Source organism: Alistipes provencensis (assembly GCF_900083545.1).
Taxonomy (GTDB): Bacteria; Bacteroidota; Bacteroidia; order Bacteroidales; family Rikenellaceae; genus Alistipes; species Alistipes provencensis.
On sequence record NZ_LT559262.1, the window covers coordinates 970,253 to 986,613 of the forward strand.

The 16,361-nt window shown below is 60.8% G+C and carries 11 protein-coding genes; all 11 read left to right on the forward strand.

Annotated elements, in window-relative coordinates:
• Nucleotides 1–10 precede the first annotated feature (10 nt).
• The 11 genes from BN5935_RS03905 (at nucleotide 11) to BN5935_RS03955 (ending at nucleotide 16,360) form a co-directional block, all read left to right on the forward strand.
• Nucleotides 11–844, forward strand: a complete 834-nt coding sequence (locus BN5935_RS03905) for a glycoside hydrolase family 16 protein (protein ID WP_082944019.1) — start codon at nucleotides 11–13, stop codon at nucleotides 842–844.
• 225 nt (nucleotides 845–1,069) lie between these two features.
• Nucleotides 1,070–1,795 (forward strand): GntR family transcriptional regulator, encoded by a 726-nt coding sequence (locus BN5935_RS03910; RefSeq protein ID WP_064976829.1) that lies wholly within the window; start codon nucleotides 1,070–1,072, stop codon nucleotides 1,793–1,795.
• A gap of 183 nt (nucleotides 1,796–1,978) precedes the next feature.
• Nucleotides 1,979–3,754: a class I mannose-6-phosphate isomerase gene (locus BN5935_RS03915; RefSeq protein ID WP_064974948.1), complete on the forward strand. Its 1,776-nt coding sequence runs from the start codon at nucleotides 1,979–1,981 to the stop codon at nucleotides 3,752–3,754.
• Between the two features lie 27 nt (nucleotides 3,755–3,781).
• Nucleotides 3,782–4,954 (forward strand): MFS transporter, encoded by a 1,173-nt coding sequence (locus BN5935_RS03920; protein WP_064974949.1) that lies wholly within the window; start codon nucleotides 3,782–3,784, stop codon nucleotides 4,952–4,954.
• Entirely contained in the window at nucleotides 4,941–6,050 is a 1,110-nt protein-coding gene (locus tag BN5935_RS03925) for an ROK family protein (RefSeq protein ID WP_064974950.1), read from the forward strand. Before BN5935_RS03920 ends, BN5935_RS03925 begins: the two co-directional genes overlap by 14 nt.
• A 39-nt stretch (nucleotides 6,051–6,089) precedes the next feature.
• The gene (locus BN5935_RS03930; RefSeq protein WP_064974951.1) at nucleotides 6,090–9,149 is read left to right on the forward strand and encodes a SusC/RagA family TonB-linked outer membrane protein; all 3,060 of its coding nucleotides are present in this window, start codon (nucleotides 6,090–6,092) and stop codon (nucleotides 9,147–9,149) included.
• Nucleotides 9,150–9,175: 26 nt separating this feature from the next.
• Nucleotides 9,176–10,717, forward strand: coding sequence for a RagB/SusD family nutrient uptake outer membrane protein (locus tag BN5935_RS03935; RefSeq protein WP_064976830.1), 1,542 nt, complete (start codon nucleotides 9,176–9,178; stop codon nucleotides 10,715–10,717).
• Between the two features lie 18 nt (nucleotides 10,718–10,735).
• Entirely contained in the window at nucleotides 10,736–13,456 is a 2,721-nt protein-coding gene (locus BN5935_RS03940; RefSeq protein ID WP_064974952.1) for a GH92 family glycosyl hydrolase, read from the forward strand.
• A 21-nt stretch (nucleotides 13,457–13,477) separates the two neighbouring features.
• The gene (locus tag BN5935_RS03945; protein WP_064974953.1) at nucleotides 13,478–13,942 is read left to right on the forward strand and encodes a hypothetical protein; all 465 of its coding nucleotides are present in this window, start codon (nucleotides 13,478–13,480) and stop codon (nucleotides 13,940–13,942) included.
• A gap of 11 nt (nucleotides 13,943–13,953) precedes the next feature.
• Nucleotides 13,954–14,922 (forward strand): DUF4961 domain-containing protein, encoded by a 969-nt coding sequence (locus tag BN5935_RS03950; protein ID WP_064974954.1) that lies wholly within the window; start codon nucleotides 13,954–13,956, stop codon nucleotides 14,920–14,922.
• Between the two features lie 10 nt (nucleotides 14,923–14,932).
• The gene (locus BN5935_RS03955) at nucleotides 14,933–16,360 is read left to right on the forward strand and encodes a sialate O-acetylesterase (protein WP_064974955.1); all 1,428 of its coding nucleotides are present in this window, start codon (nucleotides 14,933–14,935) and stop codon (nucleotides 16,358–16,360) included.
• The last annotated feature ends 1 nt before the right edge of the window (nucleotide 16,361 follow it).

Consider the following 16,361-nt stretch of genomic DNA (forward strand, 5'->3'; position numbering starts at 1 on the left):
AGATGCGTTTATGAAAAGAATCATTTTATTGCTGGCCGCGACATTTTTCGTTCGCGCAGCCGGGGCCGAAGAACCGGCTGCGACGATACGCACCCCTTCGGGCGCCGCATGGCGGCTGGTCTGGAGCGACGAGTTCGATTACAAGGGTCTGCCCGACCCTGCCAAATGGGATTACGACATCAGCGGCAACGACTACGGATGGGGCAACAACGAGTTGCAGCACTACACGGCCGGACGCCGCAGGAACGTCGGCGTGAAGGACGGCCTGCTGACCATCACCGCCCGCAGGGAGTCGCAGGGCGGCAAGCAGTACACCTCGACCCGGCTGGTCACGCGCGGCCGCCAGACATGGCAGTACGGACGCGTCGAGGCGCGGGTGCGGTTTCCCGAGGGACGCGGAACGTGGAGCGCCGTGTGGCTGATGCCCGCCGATAGCCGCTACGGCGACTGGCCCGCCAGCGGGGAGATCGACCTCGTGGAGCAGGTGGGTTACGATGCGGAGTGTATCGTCGGGACGGTACACACCACCCGCCATTCGCATCTGGACGGGACGCAGAAGAGCGGAAATGTCCGCTCGGCCGACGTAACGCGGGATTTTCACCGTTACGCGATCGAGTGGGAGGCTGACGAAATCCGGTTCTATTTCGACGAGCAGCTCTATTTCACCTACGAGAACGACGGCACGGGCCCCGAGAGCTGGCCCTTCGACCAGCCGTTCTATGTGATCGTCAACCTCGCCGTCGGCGGCAACTGGGGCGGCCAGCAGGGCATCGACGACCGGGTCTTCCCCCAGCGGATGGAGGTCGATTATGTGCGCGTCTACGAAAAGGCGGCGGACGAATAAACCCGATCCCCAGCGGCAGGACAGCGCCGGATTTCACGATCCGGCGCTGTTTTTTTACCAAATGCGATTTGTTGTTTAAAGAAAAAAGTGCTATGTTTGCACATATACTACGAACCCAACGAATCAATTTCGGCGGCTGCAACCGTACAAAGCACTCATAATGGGACGCTTGAAACACGGAAACAGTCATAGGACACATACATAACTCACAATATGTCATACGCCATGACCGAAGTGAAAGTGAACAAACCGCTGCATGTGTTGGCGGAGGAGGCGATCAAGAAGATGATCGTGCTTCCCGAATACCAGAACGGCAAACTGCTGCCCAACGAGATCGAACTCGCGCGCAGCCTCCATATTTCGCGTAACACGCTGCGACAAGCCATCAACAAGATGGTTTTCGAAGGGTTGCTCTGCCGCCGCAAGGGATACGGCACATGGGTCGCTAAGAAGACCATCACGGGCGGCGTGAAAAACTGGCTGAGTTTCTCGCAGGAGATGCAGCGATTGGGCATTCAGGTCAAGAACTACGAACTGCATGTATCTATGGAACAGCCCGATGAGAACGTCCGCCGGTTCTTCGGCATGGAAGACAGCGCGAATGACCTCTGCCTGAAACTGGAGCGTGTGAGGGGGCATGCCGAATATCCGTTCGTGGTTTTCATCTCCTATTTCAACCCCAAATTCCCGATCAGCAGCGACGACAACTTCGCCAAGCCGCTCTACGAGTTGCTCGAAAAGCAATACGACATCGTCGTGCACACCTCCGTCGAGGAGATTTCGGCCCGGTTGGCCGGAAAGCGGGTCGCTTCGAAACTGCGCATCCCGGAAAACGACCCGATTCTGATCCGCCGCCGCTTCGTCTACGATATCAAGGGCGTACCCGTCGAATACAACATCGGCTACTACCGCGCCGACAGCTTCACCTACACGATCACGGCCGAGCGATAGCCGCACAATACAGTTTTGACAGCCTTTAGGTGCTGTTTTCCGTATCGGAAGGAAGTCTCCTTCCGACTTTTTTCATCTCCGGACCAAAAAAAAGTGCCAAACTATTTTGTATTTACAAAATATGTTACTTTATTTGCACAAACAATAATATGTATGAACATATATAACAATATAAGATACACCATGTATAGAAAATCAGACAGTTTCTTGGCCCCCGTCGAGGCGGCCGAAACACCGGCGGGTGAATACGAACTCTACCCGGCATTCGAAATCGGAGATGAGATATTCAGCCGGATCGAGGTGCTCGCAGAGCGGATCGCCGCAGAAAAAAGCGTCGTCATCGACGGTTACGAAGGCGTCCTGTGGGAGAAATTCATCGAGTCGCTGGTCCGCGCCCTCGAATCGCAGGGCCGGAAGGTAGCGACCATTCCCGTGGCCGGAGCGCTGAAGAGCGAGGAGGAGATCGACGCGCTGATCGCCCCGTTCATGGGCGAGGAGGATTCGATCTTCGGCCGCATGACCGACCTGCTGCTGATCGACTTCTTCGACCGTGCGGCCCTGCAGCGACTCACCCCCGACGCAGAGGCGGACATCACCATCCTCTACGGCTGCGGTGCCGCGCTGGCGGACTGGAAAGCCCCGCTCGTGTATGTCGACCTGCCTAAGAACGAACTTCAGTTCCGCATGGCGGCCGGAGCGGCCTTCAACGTCGGCACGACACGCCGCATGGACGCCCGGGAGTCCTACAAACGCTGTTATTTCATCGACTGGCCGATCCTCGACGCCTACAAGGGGGCGCTGATCCCCCGCATCGACTGGGTCGTCGACGAGCAGCGCATCGACGCCTACACGTTCATGAGCGGCGACGCCCTGCGCGAAGGCTTGCGGCGGATGTGCCGCAGCAGTTTCCGCGTCCGGCCGTGGTTCGCACCCGGCGTCTGGGGCGGCACCTACCTGCGCGACCACATCCGGGGCCTCAACCGCGAGGCGCCGAACATGGCTTGGTCGTACGAGCTGATGGCCCTCGAGAACGGCATCATGTTCAAACATAACGACACGCTGCTCGAAGTATCGTTCAGTTTCCTGATGTCGTACGGCTATCGCGAGGTGCTGGGACATTGCGCCGAGGATTTCAAGGAGGATTTCCCGATCCGCTTCGACTTCCTCGACACGATCGACGGCGGCAACCTCTCGATCCAGTGCCACCCGCGTCCGGAGTACATCCGTTCGCGGTTCGGCAAACCCTACACGCAGGACGAGACCTATTATATACTGCGTGCGGCAGACGACGCGCACGTCTATCTGGGATTTCAGGAGGGTGTGCGGAAAGCGCCCTTCACCGCCGCGCTCGAAGAGAGCCAGCGCACCGGAAAGGCACTCGACATCAAGCAGTATGTGCAATGCTTCCCGGCCCGCAAGCACGAACTGTTCCTCATTCCGAACGGAACGATCCACGCCTCGGGCGCCGGCAACCTCGTGCTGGAGATCAGCAGCGCCCCCTACATCTTCACCTTCAAGATGTACGACTGGGTGCGCCTCGACATCGACGGCCGTCCCCGCCCGATCAACATCGAGCACGGACTGAACAACGTCCGTTTCGAACGCAGCGGCAAGGTGGTCCCGGAGACGCTCATCAGCAAGCCGACCGTCATGGAGAGCAACGAAAGCTACACGCAGGAGCACCTGCCCACGCATCCCGACCACTTCTACGACGTGCATCGCTACCACCTGCACGACGCGCACAGCCTGAAGATCGACACCGACAACCGCTGCCACGTCTGGATGGTCGTCGAAGGCGCCGGCGTCGAGGTCGAGACCGCCGACGGGCGCAGGGAACGTTACAACTACCTCGAAACGTTCATCATTCCGGCAGCCGCAGGTTCCTACACGCTGCACAACGCTTCGGGAGACGACGTCATGATGGTCAAAGCCTTCGTGAAAGACACCTACCGACTGTAAACAGAACTCCAACCTAAAACCCGAACCATGAATAACACACACACCCTGAGCCACCTGCTGCCCGTGCTTTTCGGATTCTTCATCATGGGCTTCTGCGACGTGGTAGGCGTGGCGACGAGCTATGTGCAGCAGCATTTCGCGCTCTCGGAAAGCCTCGCGGGACTCATTCCCTCGATGGTCTTCCTGTGGTTCCTGCTGCTGGCCGTGCCGGTGGCTTTCTGGATGAACCGCATCGGCCGCCGCCGCATGGTGATCGTGGGCAACGTCATCACGATCGTCGGCATGCTCACGCCGCTGGCGGATTACTCGTTCGCCGCCTGTCTGATCGCCTTCGCCCTGTTGGGCATCGGCAACACGATCCTGCAGGTGTCGCTCAACCCACTGCTGACGAACGTCGTCGACGGACGCGCCCTCTCCAGCTCGCTGACCGCCGGGCAGGTCATCAAGGCGGTCTCCTCGTTCAGCGGCCCCTTCATCGCCACCTTCGCCGCCGCGACGCTGGGCAACTGGATCTGGATGTTCCCGATCTTCGCCGGGGCGTCGCTGATCTCGGCACTGTGGCTGCTGGCAACTCCCATTCAAGAATCCCCGGCCGAACGGTCGTCGTCGATGGGCGAGGTTTTCTCGGTGCTCCGCGACCGGAAGATCCGGCTGCTCTTCCTCGGCATCGTCGCCATCGTGGGCATCGACGTCGGGCTGAACACGCTGGCCCCGAAACTGCTGATCGAACGGTGCGGCATGCCCCTCGAAAGCGCGGGCTACGGGTCGAGCGTCTACTTCTTCTGCCGCGTGATCGGGGCATTCACGGGAACGCTGCTGCTGACCCGCCTCTCCGACCGGACCTACTACTTCTCCCACATCCTGCTGGGACTCGCCGTACTCGGCGCACTCTACTTCGCACAAAGTCGCTACGCCATCCTGATCGCCCTCGGGGTCGAAGGATTCGCCTTTTCGAGCATCTTCGCCGTCATCTACTCCCAAGCGCTCAAGCATATGCCGGCCCGCGCCAACGAAATCTCGGGACTGATGATTACGGGAGTCTTCGGCGGCGCCGTCGTGCCGCCCCTGATGGGCGTGCTGACCGACGCGGTAGGCTCGCAGGCCGGTTCGCTGGCCGTGCTGACCCTCTTTGCGCTCTACCTGCTGGGCTGCGGCCTGATGATCCGATCCGAAAAAACCGAAAGCCATGTATCAGCATGATGACAGAACCGTCGTAACGCTCGACGCGGGCGGTACGAACTTCGTTTTCGGGGCCATGCGGGGCTGTGAGTTCATCACCGAACCCCTCTGCCGCCCCTCGAACTCCCACGACCTCGACCGCTGCCTGCAAACCCTCGTCGAGGGATTTCGGGAGGTGATCTCCCGCCTCGACACGCCTCCCGTGGCGATCAGCTTCGCATTCCCGGGACCGGCCGACTATCCCCACGGAATCATCGGCGGCAATCTGCCCAACTTCCCGTCGTTCCGCGACGGCGTAGCCCTCGGACCGTTTCTCGAGATGGAATTCGGCATCCCGGTCTTCATCAACAACGACGGCAACCTCTTCGCCTACGGCGAGGCCATGGTCGGGGCGCTCCCGTGGGTCAACGCACAACTGGCCGCCGCAGGATCGCAGAAACGCTACCGCAACCTGCTGGGCGTGACGCTCGGGACGGGATTCGGCTGCGGCGTGGTCGTCGGCGGAGAACTGCTGTTGGGCGACAACGCCTCGGGCGGTGACGTCTGGTGCTTCCGCAACGGCAAATATCCCGAATACATCATCGAGGAGAGCGTCAGCATCCGGGCCGTGAAGCGGGTCTACGCCGAACGCTCGGGCGACACGTCCGACCTCACCCCCAAAGATATTTACGACATTGCCAAAGGCTCGCGTCCGGGGGATGCCGCAGCAGCCCGGGAGAGCTTCGCCGAACTGGGACGCGCCGCAGGCGACACGCTCGCCGCAGCCGCAACCATCGTCGACGGCATCATCGTCATCGGCGGCGGACTGACCGGCGCAGCGGAGTTTTTCGTTCCGGCGATGCTGGAAGAGATGCGCAGCCCGCTGAAGATGATGAACGGCACCGCCTTCTGCCGCATGCAGACCGAAGTGCTGAACCTCGACGACGAAACGTCGCTCCGCCAATTCGTCGCCAACGGCGGACGGCCGCTGAAGGTCTACGGGTCGGACAAGGTCGTAATCTACGACGCCGACAAGCAGATCGGGCTGACCGTCAGCCGGCTGGGAGCCAGCCGCGCCGTCTCTGTCGGCGCCTATGTCTATGCGCTCAACCACATCGGACAAACGGATTCCATTTGACAAGAGAAAGATACAACTAACCAAATACTTGAAATAACCATGAAACAAAAACAACTTGACTTCCGCAGAGGATGGGCATTCCGGAGCTTCACCGCCCTTGTCTGCCTGTTACTGCTGGGTGTTTCCGGAGTCCGGGCCCAGAGCCAGTACGAAGTTTCGGGCGTAGTCACGGACCGCAACGCACAACCCGTCGCGGGAGCCTCCATCGTGGAGAAGGGAACCAACCGCGGAACGGTCACCTCGGCCAACGGCAGCTACACGATCCGCGTGTCGTCGGACAAGGCCGTGCTGGTCTACTCGTTCTTCGGGTGCAAGACCCAAGAGCTCGCCGTCACAGGACGCACGCAGATCAACGTCACACTGCAGGAGGATGCGATAGCCCTCGAGGAGGTCGTCGCCATCGGCTACGGCTCGATGAAGAAATCCGATCTCACGGGCGCCGTCTCGTCGATCAAATCGGAACTGCTCGAGAACAAGCCCATCGCCTCGTTCGACAACGCCCTGCGCGGCCAGATAGCCGGTGTGCAGGTACGCCAGAACGACGGACAGCCGGGGGGGGGAGCGTCGATCCGCATCCGCGGAACGAGCTCGATCAACGGCACCAACGAGCCGCTCTATGTGATCGACGGCGTGCCCCTGATCAGCGAATCGGTGACCGAAGGACAGGGTCTGGTCATCAACCCGCTGTCGAGCCTCAGCACCAATGACATCGAGTCGATCGAAGTATTGAAGGACGCCTCGGCGACCGCCATCTACGGAGCCCGCGGCGCCAACGGCGTCATCCTCGTCACGACGAAGAAGGGCCGCGAACAGCGCGGCGAAGTGCGCTTCACCGCCACCCTTTCACTCCAGACCCCCGAGCAGGCCTACACGATGCTCGACGGCGCACAGCTCGCACAACTGGGCAAGGAGGCTTACGAAAATGCCGGGATGTCCGTTCCGGCCTATTTTCAAGACCCCAAGTCGGTGGTAACGCGCACCAACTGGCTGGACGAAATCTTCCGCACGGCCATCACGCAGAACTATCAGGTGAATTTCGGCGGCGGATCGAAGAAGGTCACCTACAACTTCTCGGCGGGCTATTTCAATCAGGAAGGTATTCTCATCAACACCGATTTCAACCGCTACACCTTCCGCGGACAGGTGGCGGCCGAGATCAACAAATACATCAGCTTCGGCAGCACGATGGGTTACTCGCAGGTGCAGTCCGAAGGTTACGGCAACGCCGACCAGTCGCTGAGCATGATCTCCATGGCCTACGACATGAACCCCGCGCTGCCTGTGTATGACGCCGACGGCAACTACACCTTCCGCAATAATCTCTCCTCGTCGACGGGCGTCTACGGCGGCAACCCGGTCGCCACGGCCCGCAAAGCCGATATGCAGAACCGCCAGAACCGCTTCACGGGCAACATCTACACCGACCTGAAATTTCTTGGCGACGACCGGCTGGTATTCCGGACACAGTTCGGCGTGGACGACATCTTCAGCATGGACCGCATGTTCCTCCCCAACGACCTCGCAGTGTCGGTCGACGGCCCCGGCAAGGGGAATGTCGCCACGTTCAACACCAAGACGTGGGTTTGGGAGAACACGCTCACCTACAAGAACACATGGGGCAAGCACAACCTCTCGGCCATGGTCGGCCAGACGGCCCAGAAATTCACGCAGACCGTCTTCCGGCTGGGCGTCAAGAACTTCGAGGACAACCGCCTCGGCTACCACGACCTGAGCGTCGGCAAGGATGTCTGGCTGAACCAGACGACCGATTCCGAGTGGGCGATGCTCTCCTACATCAGCCGTATCCACTACTCGTTCGACAACCGTTACCTGTTCACCTTCACCGGCCGCGTGGACGGCTCGTCGAAATTCGGCGCCAACCACAAGTACGGCTTCTTCCCCTCGGGCGCCTTCGCATGGCGCATCTCGGAGGAGAAATTCATGAAGGAGGTAAAGAGCGTCTCGAACCTCAAGCTCCGCCTGAGCTACGGTGTGGTGGGTAATGCGGGCATCTCGCCCTACCAGTCGCAGGGTACGCTGGTCTCGGTAAAACCTCCCTTCGGGGACGGCATCGCCAGCGGCGGACTGGCCCCGCTGACGCTGCCCAACGCCGATCTGGCGTGGGAGTCGACCTCGCAGTTCGACGCGGGCATCGACATCGGCCTGTTCGACAACCGGCTGAGCATCACCGCCGACTACTATCGCAAATACACCACCGACCTGCTCTACGCCGTCGACCTGCCGATGTATTCGGGCTACATGTTCTCGATGCGCAATCTGGGCGACCTGAGCAACCGCGGCTTCGAGTTTTCGGTGACGGGCGTTCCCGTGACCACGCGCAATTTCAACTGGACGTCGACCTTCAACATCGACACCAACGTCACCCGCATCGAAAAACTCAACATCGCCGAGGGCGAATCGGCCGGCACGGGCGTGACCCGCATGGTGGTCGGCGACAAGCTGAACAACATCTGGGGCTACAAGACCAACGGCATCGCCCAGCTAGACGAGGACCTGACACAGGTGGCCCAGCTACCCAACCGTCCGATGGTGGCCGGCGAGCAGAAATACCAAGACATCAAAAAGGACGGCATCATCGACCTGAACGATGAGGTCATTCTGGGCAACCTCGCGCCGAAATTCTCGTTCGGATTCAACAACAGCTTCGTGTACAAGAACTTCAACCTCAACCTCTTCCTCGAAGGCACCTACGGCAACGACGTGATCAACTACACGCGCAAGGAGCTGGAGTCGATGGACGGCTCGTACAACAACATCACCACGGTACTCGACCGCTGGACGCCGGAAAACCCCAACGGGAAACTGCCCCGCGCCGACGCCGTGTCCAATTCGTCGGGCTTCTCCGACCGCTGGGTCGAGGACGGCAGCTACCTGCGCATCCGCGACCTGACGATCGGTTACACAATCCCCCGCAAGGCCCTGCGCGGCATCGCCAGCATCAACGTGTTCGTGTCGTTCGAGAACCTCTACACCTTCACCAAATACTCGGGCAACGACCCCTCGATCGGCGGCGGCATCGACCAGAACCTCTATCCCACGTCGCGGAAATATTCGCTGGGCGTCTCGATGACTTTCTAAGCTACTGACCAATAATGATTACGAAGATGAAAAACAGATTCATACATACGATTTTGGGCCTGTCGCTGGGACTTGCATCCTGCAGCGGGTTTCTGGACGAAGTGCCCCTGTCGAACGTGACGGACAAGAATTACTACACCACCGAATCGGACGCCGAGGGCGCCGTCAACGCCATCTACGAAACGGTGGGCATCGGTTCGGTCAGCCAGTGGCAGGGCACGGGCAATGCGAACACCCCCTACGGAGGCGTTTTCTACAACGACTTCTGGCTGTCGCAGGACCTCTTCTCGGACAACGCCCTTCACGACAACTGGCTCTATGCCAACTTCGACAACTTCAGCCTTCCGGAGACCGACGGCAAGGTCAAGACCCTGTGGTATTCCTTCTACCGGGCCATCAACACCGCCAACATCGCCATCGACCGGATTCCGGCCATCGACATGGACCCCGACAAACGCGACCACCTTGTGGGTGAAGCCCGCTTCTGGCGCGGCCTGCTCTATGCCGAGATGGTCAAGATGTGGGGCGACATGCCGCTGCGGCTGAAACCCAGCGAATCGGTCGACGAGCTGTTCGGCGTGGAACGCACAGACCAGATCACGGTGCTCGGCACGGCAATCGAGGACCTGCAGTTCGCCATAGACAATCTGATGGACAACTACCGGTCCGGCTACGGACGCGCCGACGTGCTGATGGCCAACGCCGTGATGGCGAAGGTGTACCTGATCAAGGCCGCCCGGACACACGACGCCGCCGACTACCAGAACGCCGCCGACTACGCCTACGAAGTAATCAAAACCGGGAAATACGACCTCTTCCCCAGCTTTGCCGACAACTTCGTCATCAGCAAGAAGCACGGTATCGAATCGGTCGTGTCGATCAACTACGGCGGCGACGACCTCTGGAAATCGCAGTTCAACGTCTCGCTGCTGCCCGCGGAGATTCGCCAGAACAGCCCCGGCGGCAGCGAAGGCCCCTCGAACGCCAACTCGTGGATCGTTCCGACGGAGAATCTCTACAAATCGTTCGCCGACGGCGACACGCGGCGCGACGTGACGATCATGAAGGATTTCACCTACAGCGACGGATCGACCCTCGTCTTCTCGGAAAGCGCCAAGTATCCCTATTATTTCTGCAAGTTCTGGGACCGCGAGGCGGAGCCCAACGGCCAGAACTCGAACCAGAACTACCCCTATATGCGTTATTCGGAGCTGCTGCTGATCTATGCCGAGGCGCTGAACGAGGTGCACGACGGTCCCACGACCGAGGCTTACGACGCCATCAACAAGGTGCGTGACCGCGCCTTCCAAGACAACGGATCGGGCGACCACGACCTGAAAAACCTCGACTTCGTCGGATTCCGCAAGGCGGTACTCGACGAACGCCGCTGGGAACTCACGCTCGAAGGTTCGCGCTGGTTCGACCTCGTGCGTCTCTCGACGGATTTCGCCGGCGAGGTGAAGCGCGCCAAGCCCGCCGCCTACGTTGCCGACAAGCACAAACTCTACCCGATTCCGCAGTACGAGCGGCTGCTGAACAAGAAAATCACGCAGAATGACGGTTATTAACGGAACAACTCGAAACCAATGAAAACGATAATCAGCATACTGGCCCTCGCAGCACTCTTTCCCCTGACGGGCCGGGCTGCGCAGAACAACATCGCTCCGCAGGCGCACGCGACCGTTTCCGACGCTCTGAGCGAACAATACGGCGCGCAGGGGCTCAACGACGGGGTGATCCGCTACGACGGGCGTGGCGAATGGGCCTGCCAAGGAGCCGTGGCCTCGTGGGGCGTGATGCACATGCCGTGGGCCCAACTGGAATGGGACGAGGAGGTGACGATCGAGCGCGTGGTGCTCTACGACCGCGTATCGCCCGAGGAGCACCTCGCCGGAGGCACGCTCCGCTTCAGCGACGGCTCGGAGGTCAGCGTGACGGGGATTCCCAACGACGGAGGCCCCCGAAGCGTGACGTTCACACCCCGAAAAGTGAAATGGATGCGTTTCGAGGCGACCGACGGCGCGGGCAGGAACATCGGTCTTTCGGAGATCGAGGTCTTCCCGGCCCGGGACGAACGGACTCCGTATGTGGAGTGGGTCGACCCTTGGATCGAGACCACACGCGGACGCTGGTTCTTCTGCACCCCCGCGGCACGCCCGATGGGCATGGTGGCGGCGCACGCCTTCACCCGCAACAAGAATCAGGGCGGCGGCGGTTACAACTACAACTTCCCCGACATCCTCGGATTCACGCAGGTCAACGACTGGATGATCGCCGGACCCAACATCATGCCCGCCGCGGGCGACGTAGACCCGATGCAGGGCATGTCCGGATGGAAATCGCCTTTCAAACATGAGAGCGAGATCATCCAGCCGGGTTACCACCGCCTTTACCTCGACCGTTACAACGCATGGGTCGAATACACGGCGACGGACCGCGCGGCGCTCTACCGTGTGAACTACACGAAAGGCGAGCAGGGCAAACTGCTCGTGGACGTGGGCAGCACGCTGGGCAACTGTTCGATGAACCGGGCCACGCTCTACCGCATGAGCGACACGGTGATCCTCGGTGAACTGATGACGACGGACCGCTTCTGGGGCGGACCGGACAGCATCGCGCTTTACTTCGTACTGGAGTGCAACCGGCCCTTCACGAGCGCCGACGGCTGGAACGAGAAGGGCGTAATGCCCTGCGCGGAAGCCATCGCAGGCGATCAGGCGGGCATGGTGCTCAACTTCGACCTGAAGGAGTCGGGCGAGGTGCTCTTCAAGATCGGCATGTCGTACACGAGTCTGGAAAACGCCGTGGGCAACCTGAAGGCGGAACTCAACGGATGGGATTTCGACGCCGTACGCGGCGAGACGCAGGCCATCTGGAACGAGATGCTGGGCCGCATGGCCGTCGAAGGGGGCAGCGAGGCGCAGCGGATCAAGTTCTACACCGATCTGTGGCATGTGCTGCTGGGGCGTCACAAGATCAGCGACGTAAACGGCTGGTATCCCGACTACACGGGCGGAAAATATGTGGACAAGCGGACATCCGACCCGATGAGACTGCGCCGCGTGGAGCTCGATGCGAACGGCGCGCCGAAATTCAACATGTACGGCTTCGACGGCATCTGGCTCACGCAGTGGAACCTCAACATCCTCTGGGGGCTGGCATGGCCCGAGATCATGGACGACTTCACGGCCTGTCTGGTGCAGTATGCCGACAACGGCGGCCTGCTGCCGCGCGGCGCCTGCGCGGGAGGCTACTCGTTCATCATGACGGGCTGTCCGGCGAGCAGCATGCTGGTAAGCGCCTACATGAAAGGCATCATGAAGAAGACCGACCCGCTGCACGCCTACGAGATCATCAAACGCAACCACCTGCCGGGAGGCATGATGAGCTACGAGAACGCTGACGACCTGAAATTCTACATCCGCAACGGCTGGTGCCCCGGCAACGCGGGCAAGACGCTCGAATGGGCGTTTCAGGACTGGGGTCTGAGCCGCATGGCGGCGCGCTTGGGCAAGAAGGCCGACGCCCGGGAGTTCGAACGCCGCGCCCACGGATGGACACCGCTGTTCAACGCCGAACAGGGGCTGATCCTCCCCAAAAAGCAGAACGGCGAATGGCTCCACCTCGATCCGCTGGACGGCCGGGGCTGGGTCGAGGCCAATGGCTGGCAGGGCACATGGTCGGTATCGCACGACCTGCCGAAACTCGTCGAACTGATGGGCGGAGGCGACGCCTTCTGCGACAAGCTCAACTACGCCTTCGAACAGGCCCGGGAACTCGATTTCGTCTACGCCTACAGCGGCGGCTATGTGAGCTACGCCAACCAGCCCGGCTGTTCGAACGCCCACCTGTTCACCTACGGCGGCAAGCCGTGGCTCACGCAGTACTGGGTGCGCCAAGTCAAGGAACGCGCCTACGGCGGCATCACCCCCGACAAGGGTTACGGCGGCCACGACGAGGACCAAGGTCAGATGGGCGGCGTGAGCGCGCTCATGGGCATCGGTCTGTTCAGCGTCACGGGAACCGAATCCGACGTGCCCTATTACGACATCACCTCGCCGATCTTCGACCGGGTGACCATCCGGCTCAACCCCGACTACTACCCCGGGGGCGAGTTCGTCATCACGACGCACGACAATTCGGCCGACAACTGCTACATCCGCCGCGCCGAGCTCAACGGCCGGCCGTGGGACTACGCCCAGTTCGACCACGAACAGTTCGTCCGCGGCGGCAAACTCGAGCTGTGGCTCGGAGACCGGCCCGCCAAGGAGTGGGGCAAACTCAAATACCTGAATCCGAAACAATAACAACATCCAAAAACTACCGACATGAAAACACCGCATGTTTTCCTGATAACCGCGCTGAGCCTCCTCGCGGCAAGTTGCACCAACGAGCTGGAGAGCGGCAAGGACTACCCCGCACTGGCCATGGGCAACGAGACGCTGGTATTCAAAATCGACAAGGTGATGCAGAACGACACCGACGTAAAGCCTTACTTCACCTTCTTCGACGGCGTGGAGCTGACGCTGAGCTACAAGGACGGAGAGCCCTCGCTGCTGACCTTCACGCAGACCGGAGCGCCGTTCCGCGTAACCACGAAAGATTATGTGGACGTGGAGTGGGAGATCTACACCGGTAAAAGCCCCTATGAGATTCGTGAGAAAGGGACCGGCGAGGTGATCTGCTACATGACGCGCGACCGTCTGGTGACCTTCCCGTTCAAGCTGGGAGCGCCTTCGAACCAATACGAGTATCAGCTCCTGCCCGTTCAGGACGAGAGCGAAAACCAATAAACGAACCGAAGATGAAACGCTATTACAGATACCTGACCATCGCCGCACTGGCGGCCATCGTCGCGGGATGCATGGAATTCCTCAGCATCAACCATCCCGAAACGGCCCCCGTAAACACCGGCGTCGACGCCACGTTCGACGTCAAGATCAAGATCGCTGAGAACATCGGCAGCCGCACGACTCCCGTGGTCGCCATATTGGCCCCCGCGGCGTGGAAAATGGCCGAAAACGCCGTCATCACCTACACGACCAGCGACGGCAGCGGAACGATGGAGATGCGCCTGACGACGGGTGCCGACAAGGAACCCAAAACCGGCGGTACATGGTCCGCGGCGCTGAAATCGCGCATCGGGCTAAAAGGCAACTACGAACCCGTGGAGTGGGTGGCCTTCATCGCCACGACCAATCATAACTGGGTCGACAACGACGAGTTCACGGGAACGATCACCGTCCGTTTCACCACGGGAAGCGAGAACCTCAAGACCAACCTCGCCTATTTCATCGGCAACACGCAGGACGGCGTGCACGACGACGCGCAGTACTACCTGCTCCACGAACAGCCGTTCGAAACCACGGGAGGCAGCAACGCCACGATCGACTACACGCTGCCCAAGATGTGCTCCATTTCACCGGAGGCCTTCACATGGGAGGATATCGTGTCGATCAAATACGACGCCACGATTCAGGTCGACGGGGTCGATTCGCCCCTGAAAGGCGCCGACAAGGTTTACCTGATGGCCCGTGCCTCCTACAACGGCGGGACGCAGGAAGCCGTCGTCGACGAAGTGAGCGCCAAAACGCTGATGACCAAGAACGGGAAGGACAAGTGGATGCTCTACCTCTATCCGCACGAGTTCTTCGGCGTTCCGGCGGGCGTGAAGATCGACAAGGTCAGCTTCTACATGGTCAATGCCGACAAGAGCATCGAGGTGAAGATGCCCGACGGCGAGGAGTTCTCGTTTGCCGAGAACGACAAATAGTCCGGCAGCCATGAAACGCCTGATTCTGGTCGTCCTGTTCGGGTTCTGCGCGTCCTTGGCCGGCGCGCAGGGCCTCGAACTGCCTCCCATTTTCGCCTCAGGCATGGTGCTCCAGCAGCAGACCGGCGTGGAGCTGTGGGGCAAGGCCCGGCCCGGCGCTCGGGTGCGTGTCCGGGCGAGCTGGACGAAGGCCCGGCCCGAAACCGTCGCCGACGACCGGGGCCGCTGGTCGGTGAGCCTGCGGACGCCCGAAGCCGGGTATGAATCCCGGACGCTGACGGTGGAGAGCGGCCGGGAGCGACTGGAACTGACCGACGTGCTCATCGGCGACGTCTGGTTCGTCGGCGGGCAGAGCAACATGCAGATGAATTTCCGCGGCAACCCCGACCAGCCCATCGAGAATGCACAGCGGATACTGCTCCGCAGCAACCGTCCGGGAATACGGCTGTTCCGCGTGGAGAACGGCTATGCGCTGGCTCCGAGCGACACGCTGCGCATCGACGGCTCTTGGGGGCCTGCCGATCCGGAACATGTGAAAGAGTTCAGCGTCGTGGGATATGTCTTCGGCGAAAAGATTCACGAGGTGACCGGCATCCCGATCGGCCTCGTGCAGTCGGCACACGGCGGTTCGACGGCCGAGGCATGGCTGGACCGCACCGTGTTGGAACGGTTCGGAGGCTTCGACCTCGAACTCACGCCCGCAAAGACCGATCCGGTCTGGTACGCCGTCCTGCCGACGGTGCTCTACAACCGGATGCTCGCGCCGCTGCTGCCGATGAGCGTCAAAGGCGTGATCTGGTATCAGGGCGAGTCGAATGTCACCCGCCCCCGGCAGTACCGGGAGCTCTTCACGCAGTTGATCGAGTCGTGGCGCGACTATTTCCGTAACCCGAAAATGCCGTTCTACTTCGTGCAGATCGCACCCTATGAACATCAGGGCGCCAATTCCGCGGAGTTGCGCGAAGCGCAGCTCGAAGTGATGCGCACGGTGCCCGACACGGGCATGGCCGTGACGCTCGACGTCGGGGAACGCGATGTGATCCACCCCGCCCGCAAGGAGGTGGTCGGCGAACGGCTCGCCTACTGGGCGCTGAACCGCGACTACGGTCATCCGGCTTTCGGATGCCGCGGTCCGGAGTTCCGTTCGATGGAGGTGCAGAAAGGACGCGCCCGCCTGACATTCGATTATGCCCCCAACGGGCTCTCATTTTTCGGAAAACAGCCTTCGGGCTTCGAGGTCGCCGGCAGCGACCGCATCTTCCACCCTGCCGAAGCGCGCATCGTACCGGCATTCTGGGGCAACGAAGGGCTGGAGGTCTGGAGCGATGCGGTTCCCGATCCCGTTGCCGTGCGCTACGGATACACGAATTACGTCGACGGTTCGCTCTACAACACCGAGGGGCTCCCGGCCTCCTCGTTCCGGACCGATAATTGGTAAT